General features: G+C 44.0%; 21 protein-coding genes. 6 read left to right on the top strand and 15 right to left on the bottom strand.

Features of this window, described 5'->3' with window-relative positions; genetic code table 11:
• Positions 1-167: 167 nt before the first annotated feature.
• The 4 genes from NSA57_RS10090 to gap all read right to left on the bottom strand — a co-directional run bounded on the left by NSA57_RS10090 (position 168) and on the right by gap (position 5,033).
• Positions 168-1,463 (bottom strand): homoserine dehydrogenase, encoded by a 1,296-nt coding sequence (locus NSA57_RS10090; protein ID WP_257464767.1) that lies wholly within the window; start codon positions 1,461-1,463, stop codon positions 168-170.
• Between the two features lie 222 nt (positions 1,464-1,685).
• The gene (tpiA, locus tag NSA57_RS10085; protein ID WP_022068751.1) at positions 1,686-2,435 is read right to left on the bottom strand and encodes a triose-phosphate isomerase; all 750 of its coding nucleotides are present in this window, start codon (positions 2,433-2,435) and stop codon (positions 1,686-1,688) included.
• Between the two features lie 275 nt (positions 2,436-2,710).
• Positions 2,711-3,919 carry a phosphoglycerate kinase gene (locus NSA57_RS10080; protein WP_147599692.1) on the bottom strand — a complete coding sequence of 403 codons (1,209 nt, stop codon included), beginning with the start codon at positions 3,917-3,919 and terminating at the stop codon, positions 2,711-2,713.
• Positions 3,920-4,013: 94 nt separating this feature from the next.
• Entirely contained in the window at positions 4,014-5,033 is a 1,020-nt protein-coding gene (gene gap, locus NSA57_RS10075; RefSeq protein ID WP_022068749.1) for a type I glyceraldehyde-3-phosphate dehydrogenase, read from the bottom strand.
• A 185-nt stretch (positions 5,034-5,218) separates the two neighbouring features.
• Here gap and NSA57_RS10070 point away from each other — a divergent pair, with 185 nt between their 5' ends.
• Both NSA57_RS10070 and NSA57_RS10065 read left to right on the top strand, forming a co-directional pair.
• Positions 5,219-6,040, top strand: coding sequence for a histidinol-phosphatase HisJ family protein (locus NSA57_RS10070; protein WP_173752392.1), 822 nt, complete (start codon positions 5,219-5,221; stop codon positions 6,038-6,040).
• 315 nt (positions 6,041-6,355) lie between these two features.
• Positions 6,356-8,557: an alpha-amylase family glycosyl hydrolase gene (locus NSA57_RS10065; protein ID WP_257464766.1), complete on the top strand. Its 2,202-nt coding sequence runs from the start codon at positions 6,356-6,358 to the stop codon at positions 8,555-8,557.
• A 33-nt stretch (positions 8,558-8,590) separates the two neighbouring features.
• On the opposite strand, the gene NSA57_RS10060 is transcribed toward NSA57_RS10065, so the two are convergent.
• The 11 genes from NSA57_RS10060 to NSA57_RS10010 all read right to left on the bottom strand — a co-directional run bounded on the left by NSA57_RS10060 (position 8,591) and on the right by NSA57_RS10010 (position 18,968).
• Positions 8,591-9,724 (bottom strand): aminotransferase class V-fold PLP-dependent enzyme, encoded by a 1,134-nt coding sequence (locus NSA57_RS10060; RefSeq protein ID WP_257464765.1) that lies wholly within the window; start codon positions 9,722-9,724, stop codon positions 8,591-8,593.
• A 17-nt stretch (positions 9,725-9,741) separates the two neighbouring features.
• The gene (locus NSA57_RS10055; RefSeq protein WP_147599738.1) at positions 9,742-10,506 is read right to left on the bottom strand and encodes an acyl-CoA dehydratase activase; all 765 of its coding nucleotides are present in this window, start codon (positions 10,504-10,506) and stop codon (positions 9,742-9,744) included.
• 20 nt (positions 10,507-10,526) lie between these two features.
• Positions 10,527-10,766, bottom strand: a complete 240-nt coding sequence (locus tag NSA57_RS10050) for a putative Se/S carrier protein (RefSeq protein ID WP_179979125.1) — start codon at positions 10,764-10,766, stop codon at positions 10,527-10,529.
• On the bottom strand, positions 10,763-11,380 hold the full coding sequence (gene yedF, locus NSA57_RS10045; RefSeq protein ID WP_173752395.1) for a sulfurtransferase-like selenium metabolism protein YedF: 618 nt from the start codon (positions 11,378-11,380) through the stop codon (positions 10,763-10,765). The genes NSA57_RS10050 and yedF overlap by 4 nt, the downstream gene beginning before the upstream one ends.
• Before the next feature lie 30 nt (positions 11,381-11,410).
• Complete coding sequence (locus tag NSA57_RS10040) at positions 11,411-12,565, bottom strand: double-cubane-cluster-containing anaerobic reductase (RefSeq protein WP_257464764.1); 1,155 nt, start codon at positions 12,563-12,565, stop codon at positions 11,411-11,413.
• Positions 12,562-12,825, bottom strand: coding sequence for a hypothetical protein (locus NSA57_RS10035; RefSeq protein WP_257464763.1), 264 nt, complete (start codon positions 12,823-12,825; stop codon positions 12,562-12,564). The genes NSA57_RS10040 and NSA57_RS10035 overlap by 4 nt, the downstream gene beginning before the upstream one ends.
• Before the next feature lie 40 nt (positions 12,826-12,865).
• Positions 12,866-13,759, bottom strand: a complete 894-nt coding sequence (locus NSA57_RS10030; protein ID WP_173752397.1) for a selenium metabolism-associated LysR family transcriptional regulator — start codon at positions 13,757-13,759, stop codon at positions 12,866-12,868.
• A gap of 293 nt (positions 13,760-14,052) precedes the next feature.
• Complete coding sequence (locus NSA57_RS10025) at positions 14,053-16,671, bottom strand: HAD-IC family P-type ATPase (RefSeq protein WP_147599698.1); 2,619 nt, start codon at positions 16,669-16,671, stop codon at positions 14,053-14,055.
• A 113-nt stretch (positions 16,672-16,784) separates the two neighbouring features.
• Entirely contained in the window at positions 16,785-17,231 is a 447-nt protein-coding gene (nifU, locus tag NSA57_RS10020; protein WP_022068740.1) for a Fe-S cluster assembly scaffold protein NifU, read from the bottom strand.
• Positions 17,232-17,320: 89 nt separating this feature from the next.
• Complete coding sequence (nifS, locus tag NSA57_RS10015; protein ID WP_257464762.1) at positions 17,321-18,502, bottom strand: cysteine desulfurase NifS; 1,182 nt, start codon at positions 18,500-18,502, stop codon at positions 17,321-17,323.
• Between the two features lie 31 nt (positions 18,503-18,533).
• Positions 18,534-18,968: an RrF2 family transcriptional regulator gene (locus NSA57_RS10010; protein WP_147599700.1), complete on the bottom strand. Its 435-nt coding sequence runs from the start codon at positions 18,966-18,968 to the stop codon at positions 18,534-18,536.
• 123 nt (positions 18,969-19,091) lie between these two features.
• Between NSA57_RS10010 and NSA57_RS10005 the strand changes: the two genes are divergently transcribed.
• The 4 genes from NSA57_RS10005 to NSA57_RS09990 all read left to right on the top strand — a co-directional run bounded on the left by NSA57_RS10005 (position 19,092) and on the right by NSA57_RS09990 (position 23,630).
• A complete protein-coding gene (locus NSA57_RS10005) occupies positions 19,092-20,402 on the top strand; it encodes a polysaccharide biosynthesis protein (RefSeq protein WP_257464761.1) in 1,311 nt (436 codons plus the stop codon).
• Between the two features lie 184 nt (positions 20,403-20,586).
• Positions 20,587-21,618, top strand: a complete 1,032-nt coding sequence (locus NSA57_RS10000; protein WP_257464760.1) for a 3-deoxy-7-phosphoheptulonate synthase — start codon at positions 20,587-20,589, stop codon at positions 21,616-21,618.
• Between the two features lie 156 nt (positions 21,619-21,774).
• A complete protein-coding gene (locus NSA57_RS09995) occupies positions 21,775-22,446 on the top strand; it encodes a response regulator transcription factor (protein ID WP_257464759.1) in 672 nt (223 codons plus the stop codon).
• Positions 22,443-23,630, top strand: a complete 1,188-nt coding sequence (locus NSA57_RS09990; protein WP_257464758.1) for a sensor histidine kinase — start codon at positions 22,443-22,445, stop codon at positions 23,628-23,630. Before NSA57_RS09995 ends, NSA57_RS09990 begins: the two co-directional genes overlap by 4 nt.
• Positions 23,631-23,691: the final 61 nt, after the last annotated feature.

Genomic DNA, 23,691 nt, shown 5'->3' with positions numbered 1-23,691 from the left:
GAGTCTTACTTTACTTGTTCTTACCTATTATATACTACCAAAAATCAGGAATTTTTCAAGGATTTTCCCTGAAAAATTCCTGGTATTTTATCTGGTATATATCAGCTTCTCCTCTAAAGTAAAACAGAATATCTGAGATGGCAGCATGTAAGCAGCCGGTTGTTCTGCTATTCTCCATATACCCGGAGCATACTGGATATTTTATGTACAAAGCTTCTTCCTGAAAGCTCTTCCATTGCTGTGCGGAAATCACCTTCCCGTACTTTTCCTGTGATCACTACGATCTCTGCGCTTTCATTTGGCTTTGCCTGCTTCTGGATAATCTGAGCCACGCTTACATGATATTTTGCAAAAACAGCAGTCATTTCTGCCAGAACACCGCAGCGGTCCTCAACCTGAAGTCTGAGGAAATAACAGTTCCGGGTATCAGCCATTTTTTTCACTGGTATTGTTTTATAACAGGTACAGCCGATCCTTGCACAGCAGTTTGCCTTCATATTACGGGCAATATCAAAAATATCTCCCACTACGGCGCTGGCTGTGGGCAGTTCACCTGCGCCCCGTCCAAAGAACATGGCGTTTTCCACTGCGTCTCCATTTACAAACACTGCATTATAAGAATCATTCACTGAAGCAAGAGGATGTGTGCTTGGAATCAGCATTGGACATACGTAAGCCTCAATCCCTTCCTCTGTGTTTCTGGCAACACCCAGAAGCTTTATATCACAGCCCATTTCTTTTGCATAAGAGATATCTTTTGCTGAAATTTTTGTAATTCCTTCAATATATACGTCATCAAAAACAACTCTGGAATTAAATGCAACCGAAGCCAGAATAGCAACCTTTCGTCCTGCATCAAGACCTTCAATATCTGCTGTAGGATCTGCTTCCGCATATCCAAGCTCCGTGGCAAGAGCCAGAGCCTCCTTAAACTCCATTTTATCCTGGGTCATTTTTGTAAGTATAAAATTGGTAGTTCCGTTTACGATTCCCATAACCTCTTTCATATGATTTCCGGCAAGACACTGCTTCAGAGGACGGATAATGGGAATCCCGCCTGCCACAGCCGCCTCAAACAGAAAATCCACATGATGTGTTTCTGCCATGTCAAGAAGCTCTTTTCCATAAACAGCGATCAGATCTTTGTTCGCAGAAACCACATGCTTACCGGCTTCAAGAGCTGCAAGAATATAAGTTCTGGCTGGTTCCATACCGCCCATCAGCTCAATAATAATATCAATATCCGGATCATTGACGATTTCTTCCCAGTTGTTTGTAAGTACAGAGGGATCTTCCACCTTTACCGCGGCCTTTTCCAGATTCCGAACCATGATCTTTTTAATCCGGACAACGCTTCCAAGCTTGGCTTCCATCTCCTCTTCCTGGTTTTTCAGTACCTTATAAACTCCTGTTCCCACTGTTCCAAACCCAAGAAGGGCTGCATGAATCACCTTTTTCTCCATAAAAAAACTCCTCTCTTTCTCTGACATATGGATGTTTTTTTAATAGTAGACTGCCAGAGGACATTTGTCAAGTAACGTGTTAAAGTTTATGCTGAATTTCCCTTAAAATCCATCTATAATTACATTTACGCAAAAACACCGCAGAACATTCCGGTCCCGAAATTGTGTTTCCAGAACCGGATATTCTGCGGTGTTTTTATTGTTTAAATATACAGTTGATACTTATTTGTAGTTTACGATCTTTCCGAACTCTTCTTTCAGAGAAGCGCCGCCAACAAGACCTCCGTCGATATCGTTCTGTACGAACAGTTCCGGAGCAGTTGCAGCATTTACAGATCCACCGTACTGGATACGGATTGCTTCTGCTGTTGCTTCATCATAGATTTCAGCGATGCATGCGCGGATTCCTGCGCAAACTTCCTGAGCCTGCTCAGTTGTAGCTGTTTTTCCAGTTCCGATAGCCCAGATCGGCTCGTAAGCGATCACTGCAGTTTTTGCCTGATCTGCTGTTACGTTCTGGAAACCAACCTTAACCTGCTGACGGATGAAATCCATTGTCACGCCCTGCTCTCTCTGATCAAGAGTCTCGCCGCAGCACATGATCGGAGTAATTCCATGCTCAAAAGCTTTCAGCATTTTTTTGTTTACAGTCTCGTTTGTCTCTGCAAAATATTCTCTTCTCTCAGAATGTCCGAGAACAACATATTTTACACCTGCATCTGTGAGCATAGCCGGAGAAATCTCACCTGTGTAAGCACCTTTCTCCTCAAAGTACATGTTCTCAGCGCCGATCTGAATGTTCGTTCCTTTGCATGCCTCTACAACCGGGATAATGTCAATAGCCGGAACGCAGAATACTACGTCAACTTCTTCATTATTTACAAGCGGTTTCAGAGTTTCTACTAATTTAACAGCCTCGCTGGGAGTCATGTTCATTTTCCAGTTACCAGCAATAATTTTCTTTCTTGCCATGATATAATCTCCTATCTTGTTAAAATTATCTTATATCTGATCTGCCATCGCAAATCAGTGGTAATCATTGTTTCCCCTCTTCTACAGGGAAGTGTGATTCACTGCAATACGATTGCTATTTCTCGTGTATTCCCTCAACTAAGCTCGCTTTTGCTGGTCAAGGAAGTTCGATTCACTAAATTCGGTCTGCGCTTCCGCTTGCCCTCATTAAGTTCCTTCGAACTAAATTCACACTAAATTCGGAACTTCGCTCTCGCTCGTCCTCATTAAGTGTTCTATTTATCGTTAGCTGCTGCTACACCTGGCAGTTCCTTACCTTCCAGGAATTCCAGAGAAGCGCCGCCGCCTGTGGAAATATGGCTCATTTTGTCACCAAAGCCAAGCTGGTTTACTGCTGCTGCAGAGTCACCACCACCGATGATTGTTGTTGCGTCTGTTTCTGCAAGAGCTTTTGCTACTGCGATTGTACCTTTTGCAAGAACCGGGTTCTCGAATACGCCCATCGGACCGTTCCATACAACAGTCTTAGCTGTTTTAGCAGCCTCTGCATAAATCTCTGCTGTCTTCGGTCCGATATCAAGTCCAAGTACGTCTGCCGGAATTGCGTCACAGTCAACATACTCAGCCGGGATCTCAGCATCAATCGGGTTCGGGAAAGATTTTGCGATAGCAGTATCTACAGGAAGAAGAAGTTTCTTTCCAAGTGTTTCTGCTTTTGCGATCATTTCCTTGCAGTAGTCAAGTTTTGTATCATCTACAAGAGAAGCGCCTACTTCAAGACCTTTTGCTTTAAGGAAGGTATAAGCCATACCGCCGCCGATGATCAGAGTATCACATTTTTCAAGAAGGTTGGAGATTACGTTCAGCTTATCAGCAACCTTTGCGCCACCAAGGATAGCAACAAACGGTCTTACCGGAGTTTCTACTGCTTTTCCAAGGAAGTCGATTTCTTTCTGCATCAGGTATCCTACTACACAGGTGTCGATAAATTCTGTAACACCAACGTTGGAGCAATGTGCTCTGTGAGCTGTTCCGAATGCGTCGTTTACAAATACGTCTGCAAGGGAAGCAAGATCTTTGCTGAAAGCTTCGCCGTTCTTTGTTTCCTCTGCACGATAACGTGTGTTTTCAAGAAGAACGATCTCTCCGTCGTTCATAGCGTCTACAGCTGCCTTTACTGTGTCATCCACAACAACAGGGCTTGCAACAAATTTTACTTCCTGTCCAAGAAGCTCAGAAAGACGAACTGCTACAGGTGCAAGAGAAAGCTCCGGTTTCGGTTCTCCCTTCGGTTTTCCAAGGTGAGAGCAGAGAATGATCTTTCCGCCGTCAGCAACCAGTTTCTTGATTGTAGGAAGAGCAGCAACCAGACGGTTCTCGTCTGTGATTTTGCCCTCTTTAAGCGGAACGTTAAAGTCGCATCTTACCAGAACTTTCTGGCCTTTTACATTGATATCATCAACAGATTTTTTATTTAATCCCATGATCGTATAACCTCCGAATTTTAATAAAAAAGGAATCCGGCCCTAATCAGACCGGACCCCTTACTGAGTCTATTTCATTCTTTCGTATGAAACATTATGCTCCGAGAAGTTTGCCAAAGTGTTTGATTGTACGAACCATCTGGCTTGTGTAGGAGTTCTCGTTGTCATACCAGGAAACTACCTGTACCTGAGTTGTTCCGTTATCAAGCGGAAGAACCATAGTCTGAGTAGCATCGAACAGAGAACCATATTTCATTCCTACGATATCGCTGGATACGATCTCGTCTTCGTTGTATCCGAAGGACTCGTTGGAAGCTGCTTTCATAGCTGCGTTGATCTGCTCTTTTGTTACATTTCCTTCAACAACTGCTGTAAGGATTGTAGTAGAACCTGTTGGGGTCGGAACACGCTGAGCAGCACCGATAAGTTTGCCGTTCAGTTCCGGAATAACAAGGCCGATTGCTTTTGCAGCACCTGTGCTGTTTGGAACGATATTAACTGCTGCTGCACGGGATCTTCTCAGATCGCCTTTTCTCTGCGGTCCGTCAAGTGTCATCTGATCGCCTGTGTAAGCGTGGATTGTGCACATGATACCTGTCTTGATAGCTGCAAGATCGTTAAGAGCTTTTGCCATCGGAGCAAGGCAGTTTGTTGTACAGGATGCAGCGGAGATGATCTTGTCTTCGCTTGTAAGACCTTCGTGGTTTACATTGTAAACGATTGTCTTAAGGTCGTTTCCTGCCGGAGCGGAAATGATAACGTGTTTAGCGCCTGCATCGATATGAGCCTGAGCTTTGTCCTTGGATGTGTAGAATCCTGTACACTCAAGAACAACGTCTACACCGATCTCTCCCCAAGGAAGCTCTGCAGCGTTAGCTTTTGCGTAGATTTTGATTTCTTTTCCGTCAACTGTGATAGAGTCTTCTCCAGCCTCTACTTTGTCACACAGTTCATATCTGCCCTGTGTAGAGTCATATTTTAATAAGTGAGCCAGCATTTTCGGAGAAGTAAGGTCGTTGATAGCAACGATTTCAAATCCTTCTGCTCCAAACATCTGACGGAAAGCCAGACGACCGATACGGCCAAATCCATTAATTGCAACTTTTACTGCCATGATAAATTCCTCCTATGAATTAAATGGTTGATTATGGCGCTCCCTCTATTGTTAAAGAAACGTCAACCTGAACATATTGTATCGAATCTCATACAAAAATTCAAGACTATTTTGGAAAAAACATTACAAAAAAAGTAAATCTCTGTGCTATAATCGGCTTATAACATACATAACGGAGGGTTTCTATGAAAAACAGCATTTTATGGGACTGTCATATGCACTCTTCTTTTTCTGCAGATTCTGACACAGACATGGAAAATATGATCAAAGGCGCTATATCACGGGGGCTTGAAGGAGTCTGTTTTACCGAACATCTGGACCCGGACTACCCGCCTACTCCGGATCAGCAGATTTTTCATCTGGATCTTGACGCATATGCACGCAGACTGTCTTTTCTGCGAGAAAAATATAAAGACAGCATCATGATAAATTTCGGTATTGAATACGGGCTTCAGCCTCATCTGAAAGAAAATTTAAAAAATCATCTGAAGCTGTATCCCTTTGATTTTGTAATCGGCTCCTCCCATGTAATTCACGGCTCCGATCCCTATTACGGTGAATATTTTAAAGGCCGTGAGGAATCCCAGGGCTACATGGAATATTTTGAGTCAATCCTGGAAAATCTGGATGTATTCTCAGAAATGGATGTATACGGACATATCGACTATATTGTGCGCTACGGGCCAAACAAGAATCTTTACTACAGTTATGAACGATATCAGGATATTCTGGACGAAATACTTCGCACACTGGTCCGTAAAAATATCGGAATCGAACTGAATACAGGCGGTTATCATTATGGACTTGGAGAGCCCAATCCCTGCACTGCTGTGATCCGCCGTTACCGCGAGCTTGGCGGCGAGATCATTACTGTGGGAGCAGACGCCCACTCTCCGGAAAAAATATCTTTTGCCTTTGATAAAGCGGCAAAGGTTCTCAGTGACTGCGGCTTCCGGTATTATACTGTATTCAAAAACAGAAAACCGGAATTTATCAGACTCTCCTGAAAAAATCAACCTGTCAGATTTTCCGGCAGTATATTTTAAATCCGGAAATTCTGACAGATGATTGTAAAATAAGGAAGTCTTTCTGCTATAATACGAATTTTTGCTGCCATTATACCTCCACTGTGCATACTTGACATTTTTCTGCTCCCCCTGTAAGATTACTATAAAACCTGTCAGACAATATCTCAAAACGGGTGGGAAATTACATTTTATAACCATTAATTGTACCGGAAGTACCGGAAAATCAGCGAAATTCTATTCTTTTATTTACGGAACACAATGCTGATTCTGAATGATAAGCAAAGGAGAATGAATATGGCAAAGAAAAGACTCCAGAAAAAGAAAACTGCTGCAAGGGCTGAGGCAGAGCGCATAAAATCCACTTCCAACGCTCCGCAGACCAGCACCTTAAAAATCGAAACCGAAAAGACAGAACCTGTTAAGGTCGAAACCTCCAAAACCGAGCCTGTAAAAGTCGGGACAAAAAAGACTGAACCTGTTAAGGTTGAAACCTCTAAAACCGAGCCTGCAAAAGTCGGGACAAAAAAGACCGAGCCCATTAAGGTTGAAACCTCTAAAATCGAGCCTGTGAAAGTCGAGACAAAAAGGACCGAGCCCATTAAGGTTGAAACCTCCAAAACCGAGCCTGTGAAAATATCTGCGGTGGAAAAGGATGAAGCTATATATCAGACCCGTCTGAATCATCACATGGATGAGCTGAAATGGCTGTACTGCGAGCTTTATCAGGATGATCCTCTTGTTATGGAACATCTTTCTCAGCTTCTTGATGGCCTGAAAACATTTTATGATACAAGAAATACTGAATTAAAGGCTTCTGATCTTTCCCGTGAAAAAGATTCTCTTTGGTATAAACGCAATGATCTTACAGGCATGATGATGTATGTAAGCTCCTTTGCAAAAACACTGAAAGGTCTGGAAAGCAAGCTTGATTATGTACAGGAATGTAATGTCAACTATCTTCATCTGATGCCGCTTCTTGCATCTCCTGAAGGCCGCAGTGACGGCGGATATGCTGTTTCTGATTTCCGTACTGTCCGGAAAGAGCTTGGAACCATGGAAGAATTTTCTCACCTGACTTCCCAATGCCATAAGCGTGGAATCAGTGTATGTCTTGACTTTGTTATGAATCATACCTCCGAAGAACATGAATGGGCAAAGCGTGCCCGCGCCGGAGAAAAAGAGTACCAGGATCGTTATTTCTTCTTTGATTCCTATGATATTCCTGCCTTATATGAAAAAACCTGTCCTCAGGTGTTCCCTGCTACAGCTCCTGGAAACTTTACCTGGCTGGACGATATCCAGAAACATGTCATGACTACCTTTTATCCATATCAATGGGATCTGAATTACAGAAATCCTGTAGTTCTTAACGAAATGATCTTTAACATGCTTTATCTTGCCAATCAGGGAGTTGATATTATACGGCTTGACGCAGTTCCCTATATCTGGAAACAGCTGGGAACAAACTGCCGAAATCTTCCTCAGGTACATACTATTGTCCGTATTATGCGTATGATCTGCGAGATCGTGTGCCCGGGTGTGCTTCTTCTTGGAGAGGTTGTTATGTCTCCTGAAAAAGTAGTACCTTATTTTGGAACTGTTGAAAAACCGGAATGTCATCTTCTTTATAATGTAACAACCATGGCAACTACCTGGCATACAGTTGCAACACGGGATGTCTCTCTTTTGCGCCGTCAGCTTGATCTTGTTGCTGATCTGCCGCGGGATTATGTATTTCAGAATTACCTCCGCTGTCATGACGACATCGGCTGGGGCCTGGATTACGATTTCCTGAGTAACTTCGGTATCCAGGAAATTCCTCACAAAAAATACCTGAATGCCTTCCTGACAGGAAGCTATCCGGATTCTTTTGCACGAGGAGAACTGTACAATGATGATCCCCGGCTGGGAGATGCCCGTCTGTGTGGAACAACTGCTTCCCTGTGTGGTATTGAACGCTTTGGCTTTGAAGGAAACGAAGAAGGGGTAAACAGAGGAATCCGTTATGATATCACGCTCCATGCCTTTATGCTTTCTCAGTCAGGCATCCCGGTTATTTACAGCGGTGACGAAATCGGCCAGCTGAACGATTATTCCTACCATGAGAATCCTGAAAAGGCCGCTGATTCCCGCTATCTCCACAGAGGCGACTTCCGATGGGATCTTGCCGAAAACCGCCGCAGACCAGAGACAGTACAGGGGAAACTGTTTCCTGCACTTGACCATCTGGAAAAACTCAGAAAAGTTCATTCTGTCTTTAACAGCGATGCTTCTCTTCATACGATTGATACCTGGGATTCTTCTATCCTGGCTCTTGTACGTGAAAATGAAGAAGAGAAATTCATTGGAATTTATAACTTCAGTGAATACGATAAAGTTGCATGGATCAACGAAGAAGACGGCATATACACAGACCTGATCTCCGGACGTGAAATGGAAGCCAAAGGCGTTCAGATTCCTGCCTTCGGCTGTTTCTGGCTTTGCAGAAAAAAATAATCAGGTTATATTAGCAGGGAACTGGCGGAAATCCTACTCCGCCAGTTCCCTGACTGCTTCTATCCCTCTCTGTATCTCTTCTTCTGTATTAAAATGGCTGAAGCTGAAGCGTACCGCTCCCTGCTCTGTGGTTCCCAGCGCCTGGTGCATCAGCGGCGCACAGTGAGCCCCTGTTCTTGTGGCAATGCCATAATCCATATACAGGGCGTCGCCCACTTCGCCGGAATCGTAATCTCTGATATTCAAAGTTACTATGGCGCAACGGTCCATGGTACGGAAATCCCCATAAACCTTCACTCCCGGAATATCCCGCACTCCCAGATAAAACTTTTTCATCAGCGCCTGCTCTTTTGCACGGATAAAGGAAAGCCCCTGCCGGTTCAGATAATCCACAGCAGCCCCAAGACCTGCCAGACCATGTCCGTTCAGGGTTCCTGCTTCCAGAGCAGTTGGCATTTGTGAAGGGTGTTTTTTCTCAAAGGTCTTTATTCCGCTTCCGCCGGATTTCAGCGGACGGACATTCACCCCTGCTCTCACATACATGCCGCCTGTTCCCTGAGGGCCCAGAAGTCCTTTGTGTCCGGTAAAGCAGAGAATATCAATATTCATCTTCTGAACATCAATATCAAATACTCCGGCAGTCTGTGAGGCATCCACCACAGAAAGAATCCCCCTCTCCCTGGCTGCTGCACCAATGCTTTGAACATCCAGCACATTTCCTGTTAAATTTGATCCATGTGTACAGATAAATGCCTTTGTATTTGGACGAATCGCACGGGTAAAATCCTCCGGATAAACCATTCCATACTCATCACAGGGAAGGATTGTCACTTCCACTCTTTTTTCTTCCATTTCGTAAAGAGGACGAAGCACAGAATTATGCTCCAGAACCGTAGTAACCACATGGTCTCCCGGCTTCAGGATTCCTTTCACTGCAGTATTCAGGCTCTCTGTAGAATTTGATGTAAAGGCAATCCGCGACGGGTCCTCTCCGTGAAAAAAATCTGCAATCCGTTCTCTGACTCCATAAATATTCCGGGAAGCATCAAGGGACGCCTCATGGGCGCCCCTTCCTGCATTTCCCAGAGAATTTAAAGCCTGCGCCACTGCATGAATCACTGTTTCCGGTTTATGCATGGTGGTGGCTGCATTATCAAAATAAATCATAACGCTTCTCCTCTGTTTTATATATTTCTGCTGCAAAGCGCAGCCCCGATGGCTCCTGCGTATCGGCATTCTGGTCCCGTAAGCACGGGAGAGCCAAGCTTCTGTTCCAGAATTTCCTGAAGATAGCCACATTCACATAAGCCTCCGGTAAGAAATACTTCTCCGGTTCCCACATTCATCTTGCTGCACTGAGCCGCTACCTTATCTGCAATTGAATTTACCACTGCAAAAGCAATATTTTCCTTTTTTTCACCCTGTCCGATCAGGCTGATTACCTCAGATTCTGCAAAAACCGTGCACATGGAGCTGATTTTTACCTTCTTTCCCTTTCGTGCCAGCTCACAGAGAGCATCTGGTCTCACAGCCATGGTATTTGCCATGACCTCCAGAAAACGCCCTGTTCCGGCAGAGCATTTATCATTCATGGCAAAATCCTTCACCATACCGTTTTCCAGAATAATGATCTTGGTATCCTGTCCTCCGATGTCAATGACTGTCATGTCTTTTTTCTTATGAAGCCATACTGCACCTCTGGCATGGCAGGTAATCTCAGTTACGGTTTTGTCCGCATAGGGCACAGATACCCTTCCATAGCCGGTAGCCACAACTTTTCCGGTTTCAGGACAAATCCCCTTTTCCAGAAGCATATTTTTAATGATCTCTGCAGTATCCACGCTGCTCCATCCGGTAGGCTGCACAGACTGATGAAGGATGTTCTCATCTTCATCCAGAACAGCAACCTTGGCACAGGTAGAACCAATGTCTATTCCAATATATTCCATGATCGCCTATTTCCTTATTTTTATAATTTCAGCCAAACCTTCTGCTCCACTGTAATGTTCAGACTTTCCACCTCGTCCTTATATTTTTCATAATCCTCTTCCGGCATTTTCCAGGCAAGGCCGCAGCCTGCTGTGATCTCTCTTGGAACCGGGATCAGCCGTCCGGGTATCTTATGCTCACCGCACCTTTTTTCCATGGACATGGCTGCTGTTGTAGTGGAAAAAGTCAGTACCACACAGGGCTTTCTTTCTCTTATCATGGCTTGATGATCAGGGATGCCTGGCTCATTTTTTCTGCGATCACATACATATTTGTCACACTTCCTGCCTGAAGCTTTTCTGACAGTCCGTAAAAATTCAGGCAGGTTCCGCAGGCAAGGATTTCCACTCCCTGAGCCTCCAGACTCTTCAGATCCTCCAGTGTGGGCGCATCCTGGCAGGCCAGCTTCACCCCGCTGTTATAAAACAGTATGGTAGAGGGAAGCTGATCCTGCTGAGAAAGTGCGTAAATATAGCTTTTCATCAGTGCTGTTCCAAGCTCCGGATCGCCCTCTCCCATACACTGGGAGGAAATTACCACTACCGTGTTCCTGCGTCTCATATCCGGAATGCAGGAAGGCTCCTGCTCCTGCATCTGCGCTGCTTCTCCTGCCGTTACCTGGATTTCAACACGGAATTTTTTTTCTTCCAGCTTTTCAGAAAGAACAGAATAACCGCTGCTCTTTCCCAGCTTTGTGAGATTCTGAACTGCAATCTCATTGTCTACAAAGGTTTCTACTGTGCCTCCCTGTGCTTTCAGCTCTTCTATAACCTTTTTTGTTTTTACTACAGGGATCGGACAGGCATCTCCCATTGCGTCTACTGTTTTTTTCATAACTATATCCACCTTTCTCTTCTTCTGGTTTTATTTAAACTGACTGATTGTTTCCAGAAATGCCTCCAGACGGGTATTGATCTGTCCGCTGTCTGCTTTGGAGTAATCTGTTTCAATCATCAGATAAGGAACATTTTTTGCCATTGCTGTTTTCTTTACATTGTACGCCTCAATGGAGTAGGTATGGCAGGCACAGAGGATCAGCTCCAGAACACCGTCTACCTGATACTCGTCGATCATATTGCTGATATAATCCATACGGGTTTCATTTGGACTCATAACAGAACAGTTAATATTCAGGTATTTTTTTGCAAGAGCTCTTGCAGCCGGAAGCGTTTCATCTACCTTCTCCACTTTTTCACGGGTACCGTTGCAGCAGTCAAACGCCACTACGTCCGCTCCCAGCTCTTCGATCACTTTAATTGTTTTTTCACGGATTCCACTGTTAGGACAGCCGGTAATCAGAATCCTCGGACGTTTTGATAATTTGCCTCTGTAGTTTTCTTCCCAGTCTTTTATAACCTCCTCTGTTCTTGCCTCAATAATCCTGCAGCGTTCCTCAATATCCGGATTAAAGCCAAGACCGTCCAGTCTTGTTCCCATTTCATAACCGGAAATCGGCGCCGGGTTTAATTTACCAAGCTCCAGAAAACGAAGCATCACCTCACGTTCCCGGTTTTTCAGGCGAATGGCTTTTTTTACATCCTCCTCTGTAATGGTGATCCCGTAAAAATCCTCCAGCTTTTTCCAGAAACGAACCACCTCTTTTTCCCACGCGTCAAGAGCTGCCTCGTCTCTTCTTGCCGGAAGCTGCATGACATAAGTTTCCTTGATATTGTCCATCAGCTCAAACATTTTTTTCTTTCCGTCACAGGTGGTTTCTCCCACAATAAAATCCGAGAAATAAAAATAAGGACAGGTATCTGTGAGAGCAAATCCATAGCTTGCCTTAATAAGAGGGCAGAGATTTTTAGGCAGATCTGCCTCTGCTGCCGATATGGGTTCCTCACTTGTTGCGCACAGAGGCGCTGCTGTTCCCCCTGCAGCCTCGATCAGCTCTGTAGGTACAAAGGAGCAAAAAATACCAACCACTTTTCTTCCTGACTCCTTTAACTGTTTCATACGAAGAAATCCTGCTTTTCTGGCCTCCGCATAGGTTTCAAAATTTTCCGGTAACTGAATCATTTCGTATCTCCTTCCTTTTTTCTGCCGGGTATTTTTTCTGTCTGCACTCTCTGGTGCCGGTACTGTTCTGTTTCCTTACATCTTATGACAGCAGCACTACGCATCCTCTTGTTCAGATTACTGTTCATACAGCCTGTTTCCTTACACCCTATGGCAGCAGCGCTGCGCATCCTCTTGTTCAGATTACTGTTCATACAGCCTGTTTTCTTACACACTATGGCAGCAGCGCTGCGCATCCTCTTGTTCAGATTACTGTTCATACAGCCTGTTTCCTTACACCCTATGGCAGCAGCGCTCCGCTCACTTCTGATATGCCTTCAGAAACTTTATAAATTCCCCTGCACATTCTTTTAAAATATAATTTTTCTGGTACACAATATAAAACTCCCTTCCGGAGAATTCCTCCGGCAGGCTGAACTGAAGAAGCCGTCTGGATTCCACATAGTCCTTTACAGCCTTTTCGGATACAATGGAAATTCCCAGTCCTCCTGCCACCAGATTTTTAATGGATTCCTGATCATTGATTCTGGCAGCAACATGAAGCTTTTCTTCCTTTATCCCCATTTTTTCCAGAAATCTTCCTGCGCTTTTCCCACTTCCGCTGCCCTCCTCACGAAGTATCACCGGCTCCTGGAACAGACATTCCACAGGCATCTCTTTTTGCTCCTTCATCCTGAGAAATTTCTCTTTTACAGGAGTGATCACAACCAGCCTGTCCTGGTAAAACTGCTCAAATGCCAGAAGCTCGTCCTCTGTTTTCATTCCCACCAGTCCAAGATCGTAAGTTCCTTTATGTACCTCATCAATCACCTTCTGACTGTCCATCTGGTCAATGGAAAAATATACATTTTCATGTTCTTTTCCAAAAACAGGCAGTACCTCAGGCAAAATATAGGCGGAAGGAATGGTGGAAACTCCCATGCGGATAATCTCCGCCTCCCTGCCGTTCCAGCTGTTTACCAGATCGTCCCGAAGCTTCAGGATATTCTGGGCGCATATAAAAAATTCCTGTCCTCTCTGAGTCACCTCAAAGTTTTTGGCAGTGCGGATGATCAGCCTGGTATGCAGCTCCTCTTCCAGATTCTTCAGATGAATACTGATGGTAGGCTGAGAAATCCCCAGGGCCTCTGCAGCTGTTGTAAGATTTTTATATTTTACAATGGCAATGTATGATTCTAACTGTTTAAATTCCATAAGCCTCAACCTTTCTTTTTGTATTTTATCATGTATTATTAACATATGCAATGATTATATTATCTTTTTTAATTATTAATAAAAAATGGATACTGTTCACAGGTTACTATCCTGCAAGGTGTTTTGGCATGTATATGCCAAAATCCCGAGACATACAGGGCAAAATACCATCATCAAAGGTGATTTGGAATGCATTTTGACCAGGTTACTGTTAAAGTCGTAAACAGTAACAGAAAATGAACAAACACAAAAAAGGATCCCCCACAATTCTGAAGAGGATCCTGTTCGTTTTATTAATTTTTCCCGTTTTGAAGCTTTGTCAGAAAAGCAGCAACAGGTCCGGGATTTTCTTTATCCAGTGACCTGGCGTAAATATTCCGTATCCATCCGGTAATCACGTCAATAAGAACCGGCGCAAAGGTCATGAGGATAAATACCAGAATAATCATACCAAAGTCCAGAGATCCAAGGGAAAGCAGATTCTGGAAAATAACTGCAGCAGCAAAGAAAATAAACTGCATTCCATAAATAATCACCTTCCTGTAACGGTTCAGAGGCGCATACACGGTTTTCAGCGCCGCCATATAGTTCCAGCCGGTTACCAGAACGCAGGCTGTATTCAGCATGGCATTGGAATGATATACATTCTGACATACCAGCATAATAGTAAACACACAGGAGCTTATGGTGATTGCTGCCGGGAACGCATTCAGAAATACATGCCGCAGGAAAGTATGATCGATCTTATCGTAATTATTTTCCTGAGCAAGAAGGAATGTAGGAATACCTACTGCACAGGCGCTGATAAGAGACATCTGTATTGGTTCAAAGGGATATGCGTTTCCAAAACAGATAGTTAAAATAGACAGCATAACGGAAAACAAGGTTTTGATCAGGAACATAGACGCTGCGGTACGGATATTGTTTACTACCCGTCGGCCCTGATTTACAATGTGAGGCATGGATGCAAAATTGGAATCCAACAGCACCACATTTGCAATATTCTTTGCCGCATCGCTTCCCTGAGCCATGGCAATACTGCAGTCAGCCTCTTTCAGCGCAAGAACGTCATTCACACCGTCACCGGTCATGGCAACTGTATGGCCCTGGCTTTTAAGTGCCTGAACCATCTGTTTTTTCTGCTGAGGTGTGACACGGCCAAATACACTGTACTCTGAAACTGCACGCTGTACGTCCTGTTCTGTGAGAAGAGTAGTTGCATCCACATACTGATCTGCATTTTTCAGCCCGGCGCGTCTGGCAATGGCCGCTACGGTTACAGGATCATCTCCTGAAATTACTTTCAGATCAACCTCCTGACTGTCAAAGAATTTCAGTGTATCAGGCGCTTCCTCACGGATCACATCTGTCAGAAGCAGAAATGCCACTGGTTCCAGACCTTTCGGAAGCTCTGTTCCCTCGGACTTTTCCGGACTGTGAGCCAGAACAAGTACCCTCAGACCTTCTTCTGCGTATTTCTGAGCCTGACTGATCATGTCCTGATTGTTTTCCGGAAAAAGGAACTGCACAGCTCCCATAAGATAGGTTCCCTTTTCTGCAAACACTGCTCCGCTGTATTTCCGGTCAGAAGAAAACGGTATCACATGCTCGCAGACCATAACAGGTCTTGCAGGAAAACGTTTCCTGAGAGCATTTGCCGTAGCGTTCTCATCGCGCAGCACATGCATAAGGCTGCACATGATCTCTTCGATTTCCTTCATATCAACGGCTTTTGGTTCTTCTGAAAACAGTTCCGCCTGTTTCCCATTTTCTGTCCCGGCAGTATTTTTTGTTTCTGCTATTTTTTCTGTATTTTCTGCTTTTGCTGCAGATCCCGGCTGTTCTGTTTTCTCTGGTTCGGATACTTCTTCCTGTTCCGGTTTTTCCGTCACAGACACATCCTGCTGTGCCACCGCTTCCGCAGCAGTGCCTTCTTCCATCTGATTTTCCCCGGACGCCTCACATTCCTTACTTCGGATGAACGGCTCTACTCGCTCCACGCACATACTGCCTTCTGTAATGGTTCCGGTTTTATCCAGACAGAGCGTATCTACTCTTGCCAGAGTTTCAATGCAGTACAGCTCCTGTACCAGAGTTTTTTTGTTTGCAAGTACAAGAGCTCCCAGCGTCAGGGCAACACTTGTCAGAAGTACAAGCCCCTCCGGGATCATTCCCAGCACGCCTGCGACCATACTTACAATGGAATCCCTGAAGCTGTCGCCTACCATATAATACTGTTTATAAAACAGCATCGCTCCAATAGGCACAATGATAATACTGATCACCTTAAGAATAATGTTCAGAGAGTTTCTCAGCTCTGAATTATGACGTTTAAATTCTTTTGCCTCACTGGTGATCTGAGAAGCATAATTATCTTTTCCCACATGAATGATCTGGCAGGAAGCCTCACCGGAGGTTACAAAGCTTCCCGAAAACAGCTCGTCTCCCGGATTCTTTGGAAGATTGTCCGCTTCTCCTGTTAAAAGAGATTCGTTTACCTCCAGGTTTCCTTCCAGTATCCTGGCGTCTGCAGGCACCTGATCTCCTGTTTTCAGACACACAATATCATCCAGAACAAGCTCTTCTGTAGGAACTGTCCATTTCTTTCCTTCTCTCAGAACAATGGACTTTTTGGCTGTGAGAATCGCCAGCTTGTCGATTGTTTTTTTTGCCCGGATTTCCTGAGCGATTCCGATCAGCGTATTGATAATGATGATACATACAAAAAACGCGTTTTTAAACGAGCCTACCATAAGAACCAGAACAAGCAGTACAAGGTTCAGAAAGTTAAAAAACGTCAGGGTATTCTCTTTTACGATCTGCTTGTAGGTTCTGGTATTGGGATTTTCGTCAGCATTTGTCTGTCCTGCTTCAATCCTCTCTTTTACCTGTTCCTCTGTAAGTCCAGTCAAACTTCCACCTCGCAATATCATTTTATAATATAAGCAGAGTAAGGCTGCAACAGCAGCCTCCGGTTCTGTCCCTTATGGAACATTCCGGATTCTGTCTGTCACAGCCTTTTTTCTTAATACTCTTCCTCTGCTTCCTCTTCACCTTCATGAATGTCGGATTTTGGCTTGGAAAGCCCTTCGATCACAATGTGATTCTTCTGAGCATAATCCCAGAGAGCCGCATGAATGGCTTCCTCTGCAAGAAGTGAACAGTGAACCTTTACCGGCGGAAGTCCGTCAAGTGCCTCCATAACCGCCTTGTTTGTCACCTTCATTGCCTCTTCAATGGTCTTTCCGATCACAAGCTCGGTTGCCATACTGCTGGTTGCCACTGCAGCGCCGCAGCCAAAGGTCTTGAACTTGCAGTCCTTAATAATATGAGTCTCGTCATCAATATCAAGAAAGATTCTCATAATATCTCCGCATTTTGCATTTCCGACTGTTCCAACGCCGCTGGCATCCTCAATCTCTCCCACATTTCTCGGATTCTGAAAATGATCCATAACTTTTTCGCTGTACATAATTTATTTCCTCCTGCTATGTGATAATATCGTATTTTATCTTCATTCCTGTCAGCTTCCAGAGTTCAGATACCCTGAATACAGGTCTTTTATTTCTGCTTCTTTACAAAATCCTCATAAAGAGGTGACATATTTCTCAGATTCTGAACAATTTCTTTCAACTTCTCAACTGTGTAATCCAGATCTTCCTTTGTTGTCTCTTCGCTGAGTGTCAGACGAAGGGAACCATGAGCGATCTCATGAGGAAGTCCGATAGCCAGAAGTACGTGAGACGGGTCAAGGGATCCTGATGTACAGGCTGAACCGCTGGAACCACAGATGCCATAGCTGTCAAGCATCAGAAGCAGGGATTCACCCTCAATAAACTGAAAGCTTACATTGACATTGTTCGGAAGTCTCTTTACCGGATCTCCGTTCAGCTTCACGTAAGGAATCTCTGATGTCAGTCTGCTGATCAGATAATCTCTCAGCTGGATTTCCTTAGCTGTACGCTCCTCCATGGTATTGACCGCCCGCTCTGCGGCAGCGCCGTATCCTACGATTCCCGGAACGTTTTCTGTACCTGCGCGGCGTTTGCGCTCCTGTGCTCCGCCGTGTACAAAGGAACGGATCTTTACACCCTTGCGGATGTACAGGAATCCGATTCCTTTCGGTCCGTTGATCTTATGGGCGCTGGAGCTGAGCATATCAATATTGCATTCATCCACGTCAATAGCAAGCTGTCCAAAAGCCTGAACCGCATCTGTATGGAAAAGAATTCCATGCTCTCTTGCAATCATTCCGATTTCTTTGACAGGCTGAACGGAACCGATCTCATTATTTGCAAACATAATGGAAATCAGGATTGTTTCCGGGGTAATGGCTTTTTCCAGTTCCTCCAGACAGACGATTCCGTTTTCATCTACATCAAGGTAGGTAATCTTTGCTCCTCTTTTTTCCAGATATTCACATGTATGAAGAATAGCATGATGCTCGATCTTTGTTGTAATTATGTGATTACCTTTTGCTTTGTATGCTTCAAAAGCAGCCTTTAACGCCCAGTTGTCAGATTCGGAACCGCCGGCAGTAAAGTAGATTTCCTCCGGTTTTGCCTTCAGGACTCCTGCAATCTGCTCTCTGGCTTTTGTTACCGCCTCCTTGCTGTGGACTGCGAAATCATATACACTGGATGGATTTCCATAATATTCTGTAAAGTACGGCAGCATTGCCTCAACAACCTCAGGAGCTGTCTTTGTGGTAGCTGCATTGTCAAGATAAATCAATTTATTCATAATCTCTGTCCTCCTGCAATAATAAACAATGTTACATTTTCTCTTCCTGTTTTTTTCTGCTTTCTTCTATTAACTGACCAAGCATCAGAGTATCTACTGCCTGGGTAATACTGTCATTGATCCGCTTCCAGACAAGCTTTGCCACACAGATATCCTTTGTCTCACAGTTTTCCTCAGGGGACGTACCCGGACACTGTGCCGCTTCCAGACCGCCTTCCAGAACCCTCAGAATATCCCCAACAGAAATCTCCTCTGCCGGTCTTCCCAGGCGGTAGCCTCCGCATGCGCCTCTGGTGCTTTCCACCAGCCCGGCACGTTTCAGCTTTGCCATTAACTGTTCCAGATAGCTGACTGAAATATTCTGTCTTCCGGCAATACTCTGAATGGAAACAGCTTCCTGTTCACTGTATACTCCCAGGTCAATCATAGCTCGAAGCCCATATATTGCCCTTGTTGACAGCTTCATCTGCTCACCTCTTTTAATTCCCAGTATTTTTGTCGGATTTACTGTAATTACAGTAACAGATACTCTTCGTTCTGTCAAGGTTATTTTTTGCATATATTTACAAAAAGTTATCAGGATATAATTATGTCAAAACAGAATTTCATTAAGGGAACTTTTATCCTGACCTGTACAGGACTTGCCAGCAGGGTCATTGGCTTCTTTTATAGAATATTCCTGTCACATTCTATTGGTGCCCAGGGACTGGGACTGTATCAGCTTATGGTTCCTCTGCAGAACCTTGTACTTGCCCTTACCACCTCCGGCATACAGACTGCTCTGAACCGTCTGATCGCATCTCAGACTGCCTTAAAGCATCACAGAGAAGCAAAAAATATCTTCTGTACAGGACTTCTTACCGCTTTCTCGCTTTCTGTGGGAGCCTCATGGATTCTGTATACAAATTCCGATTTTTTTGCCGGACAGATCCTGAAGCAGCCCCTGACAGAACCTCTGCTGCAGATTCTTTCCTTCAGTTTTCCTTTAAGCGCCATTCATTCATGTATCAACAGCTATTATTTTGCCAGAAAAAAAACAGGCATTCCTTCCGGACTGCAGCTTCTGGAGCAGCTTGTCCGGGTAAGCTCTTCCTTTCTGATCTGCCGGATCCTGATTTCCCAGAACAGGCCTGTTACCGCATCCATTGCCGCAGGCGGCGCCCTTGTTTCAGAGCTTTTTGCCGCATCTGCCGGGCTTCTGCTGATTGCGGCAGAGTTTTCCAGAGAACAGTATTCCTTTTTTCAGGCGCACAGTTTTGCAGCAAGGCTCAGGGAAATTTGTCATACCTCTTTTCCGCTTACCCTGAACCGGGTGCTTCTGACACTGCTTGGAAGCATTGAGGTAGTCCTGATTCCCCAGAGGCTTCAGCTTTATGGCCTGTCCCCTTCGGATTCTCTCGGCATTTACGGAGTGTTTACAGGAATGGCTCTCCCTCTGATTCTTTTTCCATCCACTGTCACAAATTCCGCCTCTGTTATGCTCATGCCATCTGTGGCAGAAATGCAGGCTCTTGGCTTCCGCAAAAGAATCCGCCATATTACAGGAAAGGCATGTACCGGCTGCCTGCTTCTTGGAACTCTTTGTGCGGCAGGCTTTTTTCTTTTTGGTCCTTTTCTTGGCAATGTTCTCTTTCACAGCTCCACTGCCGGGGTCTACATCCGCACCATGGCCTTTATCTGTCCTTTTCTGTATATGAATACTGCCCTGGTCAGTATTCTTCACGGTCTGGGAAAAAATGTACGAAGCCTGGTCCACAATGCCGCCGGGATCCTGATAAGAATTTCCTTTGTGCTTTTTGCTGTTCCTGCAATGGGAATCCGAGGCTATCTGTACGGAATCCTCATAAGCGAAATCCTTTTAAGCTGCCTTCATATTACCGCTCTGTACCGCTGCGAATAACCGTACCTGTTGATATTCACTCTGTTCACAAATAGTACTCTGTAAACATTTACTGTCCACTCCGTTCACAGCAACTTCTGAACGGTAACCTTCCGCACCCATCATGTTGCAGCTCTTCTGTCAGCTTCTCTATCGACAACAGATGAAGAATCGTATATAATACTGTCGAGGAGGAACAATTATTATGAGCTTTTCATTTATTAAAAAATTACCAACACCCGAGGACATCCGGAATGAATATCCGGTAGACTCTGCCATTCAGACATTAAAAGAAAAAAGGGATCAGGAAATACGCGACGTATTTACCGGAAAATCTGACAAATTTCTTGCCATTATCGGTCCCTGCTCTGCAGATAATGAGGATGCTGTGTGCGACTATCTGCTGCGCCTGCGTAAAGTCCAGGATAAGATTTCAGACAAGGTTCTGATCATCCCGAGAGTTTACACAAACAAGCCGCGTACCACTGGAGAAGGATATAAGGGAATGGTCCATCAGCCGGATCCGGAAAAGAAGCCCAATATGCTTGCCGGACTGGTGGCTATCCGGAAAATGCATATCCGCGCTATTCAGGAAAGTGGCTTTACCTGCGCGGACGAAATGCTTTATCCGGAAAATTATCGTTATCTTTCCGATCTTCTTTCCTACGTTGCAGTAGGAGCGCGCTCTGTTGAGGACCAGCAGCACCGCCTGACAGTAAGCGGTATGGATGTTCCTGCAGGTATGAAAAATCCTACCAGCGGTGATTTCAGTGTAATGCTTAATTCTGTTACTGCCGCTCAGGGCTCCCATCGTTTTATTTACAGAAGCTGGGAAGTAGAAACCACAGGAAATCCTCTTGCACACACCATTTTAAGAGGCGCGGTAAACAAACACGGAGAGGCAATCCCCAATTACCACTACGAAGATCTTCGGCTTCTCTGGGAAAAATATCAGGAAAAGAACCTGCAGAACCCTGCAGTGATCATTGATACCAATCACTCCAACTCCAATAAGCAGTATGAGCAGCAGGTTCGTATTGCCAAAGAGGTTCTTCACAGCCGCCTTGTAGATCCTGAGTTAAAAACTCTGGTAAAAGGCCTGATGATCGAAAGCTATATTGAATCCGGAAATCAGAAAATCGGAGGAAATCATATTTACGGAAAATCCATTACAGACCCCTGTCTTGGATGGGAAGATACAGAGAAGCTTCTGTATACGATTGCAGAAATGTGCTGATAAACTCCTGAAATGTTTTTATATCTTTTAAATGTCCGAACAACCTTACTTTACAGGCTTATTCGGGCATTTTTCTTTTGAACAAAGAATCAAACTGTCTGCTGAAAAACAGGCATTCTGTTTTCCGGCAAACTCATCTGACTGGAGGTACTGAAAATGACAGATATTTACTATATCGAAGACGATGAAAATATTGCATGCTCTGTAAAAGAATATCTTGAACAGCATAACTGCAAAATAATTACTTTTTCTACAGTAGCTCTTGCAAAATCAGCACTGCTGCAATCTCTCCCTGATATTGTTCTGCTGGATTGGAATATGCCTGACGGGCAGGGAAGTGAGCTTTGCAGATGGATCCGGAGTCACTGGGAGCATCTCCCGGTTATTTTTCTGACAGTTCGCGGCGATTCCCATGATATTGTAGCCGGTTTAGGTTATGGAGCAGATGATTACGTGATAAAACCATTTGAATTAAATGTACTGTATTCTCGTATTCTCGCTTTGCTTCGGCGAACCGGACAAACGAACAATTCACGTCTGTCCTGTGATGATCTTTTGTTAGACAAAGAAAAAATGACTGTTTTCTGCAATCATATAGAAATTATATTAAGCCAGCCAGAGTATCAGTTACTTTTACTTTTAATGGAAAATAAAGGAAAAACCTTAACCAGAGGACAATTACTGGAATTTATATGGGACAGTAATGGGATTTATGTAAACGACAACACACTGACAGTTACAATGAAACGTCTTCGGGAAAAGTTGAATAATCCTGGCTGTCTGAAAACTGTCCGCAGCTTTGGTTATCGTATGGAGGACACCATATGACAGAAAGAAAAAAACAATTTCTGGCTTTCGGTCTTCCAATTATATTCTGTCTTACAGGAATCCTACTTATATCAATATTTGGATTGAATCTGTACCAGAAGTCTGCATTTGAACATCTCTCAAAATTTTGTGAACTTATTATAGAAAATAATCCTGAGACAGAACAACAGATTCTTTCAGCTGTGAAAGAATACCTGACGTCCGCCCCGGAACACTCCGATAAAACGCTCTTTTTAGCCCGATATGGATATAGAAGTACTCAGTTTTATAATGGAACAGTCACAGATTTTTTTATCCTTTCCTCCATTATATTTGTAATGATTTCCGGCTGCTTCCTGGCTTCTTTATGGTGGATGAACCGGCGAAAAAAACTGCGGATATCCGAGCTGACTGATTATCTGGAACTGATAAATATCGGGAAAGAAAAAATAGTCATTCAAACCAAAGAGGATGAATTTTCCGGTTTACAGGATGAAATATATAAAACAGTAACACAGCTTATTTATACAAGAGAGGCAGCATTAAAATCCAAAAACAATTTTGCAGATAATCTTGCCAATATTGCTCATCAGCTAAAAACACCTGTTACAGCAGCTTCTCTTTCCCTGCAGCTTATTCAAAATGAAATGCCTGATCTACGGACAAAACAAATAAAAAAACAACTGGAACGATTAAGTGTATTAGAAGAGGCACTGCTTACTTTATCCAAAATAGATGCAGGCACTTTACCATTTGAATATTCAAAAGTTGATATTTATACCGCGCTTACTCTTGCAGCGGATAATTTAAGCAATCTTCTGCAAAAAGAAGGTGTATCTATATTAATTCCAGACAAAGGCTGTGTTGAGATCACCGGTGATATGGAATGGACTATAGAAGCGTTTCTGAACCTGCTGAAAAACTGTATGGAACATTCCACTCAAAACGGAACCATACATTGTGATTATTCCACTAATCCTATATATTCAGAAATTTTAATATGGGATGAAGGCGAGGGTTTTTATCCCGATGATATCCCTCATCTTTTTGAACGATTTTATCGCGGAAAAAATGCATCTTCCAATGGGATCGGTATTGGGCTTGCATTAGCAAAATCTATCTTTGAATTACAGAACGGAAATATAACCGCCCGCAATCTTCCAGATGGAGGAGCCTGCTTCGAAATCCGTATTTACAGTCACTAAGATGTCATTTTTCTTTGTTATACTAAAAAGTAACAGAGAGTTTTCATATAACGGAAAGGAG

It is taken from the genome of Blautia caecimuris (assembly GCF_024622975.1).
In the GTDB taxonomy this organism is placed as follows: domain Bacteria; phylum Bacillota; class Clostridia; order Lachnospirales; family Lachnospiraceae; genus Blautia_A; species Blautia_A caecimuris.
Note: the sequence above shows the minus strand (reverse complement) of the source record. Positions and strands in the feature narration are given on the sequence as shown.

What these genes read in the sequence shown, in the direction of transcription:
- NSA57_RS10030 (WP_173752397.1), bottom strand. Translation starts at nt 13,759, where the DNA reads ATGGAATTTAAACAGTTAGAATCATACATTGCCATTGTAAAATATAAA.
- NSA57_RS10040 (WP_257464764.1), bottom strand. Translation starts at nt 12,565, where the DNA reads ATGATTCAGTTACCGGAAAATTTTGAAACCTATGCGGAGGCCAGAAAA.
- yedF (WP_173752395.1), bottom strand. Translation starts at nt 11,380, where the DNA reads ATGAAAAAAACAGTAGACGCAATGGGAGATGCCTGTCCGATCCCTGTA.
- NSA57_RS09990 (WP_257464758.1), top strand. Translation starts at nt 22,443, where the DNA reads ATGACAGAAAGAAAAAAACAATTTCTGGCTTTCGGTCTTCCAATTATA.
- NSA57_RS10070 (WP_173752392.1), top strand. Translation starts at nt 5,219, where the DNA reads ATGAAAAACAGCATTTTATGGGACTGTCATATGCACTCTTCTTTTTCT.
- NSA57_RS10000 (WP_257464760.1), top strand. Translation starts at nt 20,587, where the DNA reads ATGAGCTTTTCATTTATTAAAAAATTACCAACACCCGAGGACATCCGG.
- tpiA (WP_022068751.1), bottom strand. Translation starts at nt 2,435, where the DNA reads ATGGCAAGAAAGAAAATTATTGCTGGTAACTGGAAAATGAACATGACT.
- NSA57_RS10050 (WP_179979125.1), bottom strand. Translation starts at nt 10,766, where the DNA reads ATGATAAGAGAAAGAAAGCCCTGTGTGGTACTGACTTTTTCCACTACA.
- NSA57_RS10090 (WP_257464767.1), bottom strand. Translation starts at nt 1,463, where the DNA reads ATGGAGAAAAAGGTGATTCATGCAGCCCTTCTTGGGTTTGGAACAGTG.
- NSA57_RS10055 (WP_147599738.1), bottom strand. Translation starts at nt 10,506, where the DNA reads ATGGAATATATTGGAATAGACATTGGTTCTACCTGTGCCAAGGTTGCT.
- NSA57_RS10080 (WP_147599692.1), bottom strand. Translation starts at nt 3,919, where the DNA reads ATGGGATTAAATAAAAAATCTGTTGATGATATCAATGTAAAAGGCCAG.
- nifU (WP_022068740.1), bottom strand. Translation starts at nt 17,231, where the DNA reads ATGTACAGCGAAAAAGTTATGGATCATTTTCAGAATCCGAGAAATGTG.
- NSA57_RS10060 (WP_257464765.1), bottom strand. Translation starts at nt 9,724, where the DNA reads ATGATTTATTTTGATAATGCAGCCACCACCATGCATAAACCGGAAACA.
- nifS (WP_257464762.1), bottom strand. Translation starts at nt 18,502, where the DNA reads ATGAATAAATTGATTTATCTTGACAATGCAGCTACCACAAAGACAGCT.
- NSA57_RS09995 (WP_257464759.1), top strand. Translation starts at nt 21,775, where the DNA reads ATGACAGATATTTACTATATCGAAGACGATGAAAATATTGCATGCTCT.
- NSA57_RS10010 (WP_147599700.1), bottom strand. Translation starts at nt 18,968, where the DNA reads ATGAAGCTGTCAACAAGGGCAATATATGGGCTTCGAGCTATGATTGAC.
- NSA57_RS10065 (WP_257464766.1), top strand. Translation starts at nt 6,356, where the DNA reads ATGGCAAAGAAAAGACTCCAGAAAAAGAAAACTGCTGCAAGGGCTGAG.
- NSA57_RS10005 (WP_257464761.1), top strand. Translation starts at nt 19,092, where the DNA reads ATGTCAAAACAGAATTTCATTAAGGGAACTTTTATCCTGACCTGTACA.
- gap (WP_022068749.1), bottom strand. Translation starts at nt 5,033, where the DNA reads ATGGCAGTAAAAGTTGCAATTAATGGATTTGGCCGTATCGGTCGTCTG.
- NSA57_RS10035 (WP_257464763.1), bottom strand. Translation starts at nt 12,825, where the DNA reads ATGAACAGTAATCTGAACAAGAGGATGCGCAGCGCTGCTGCCATAGTG.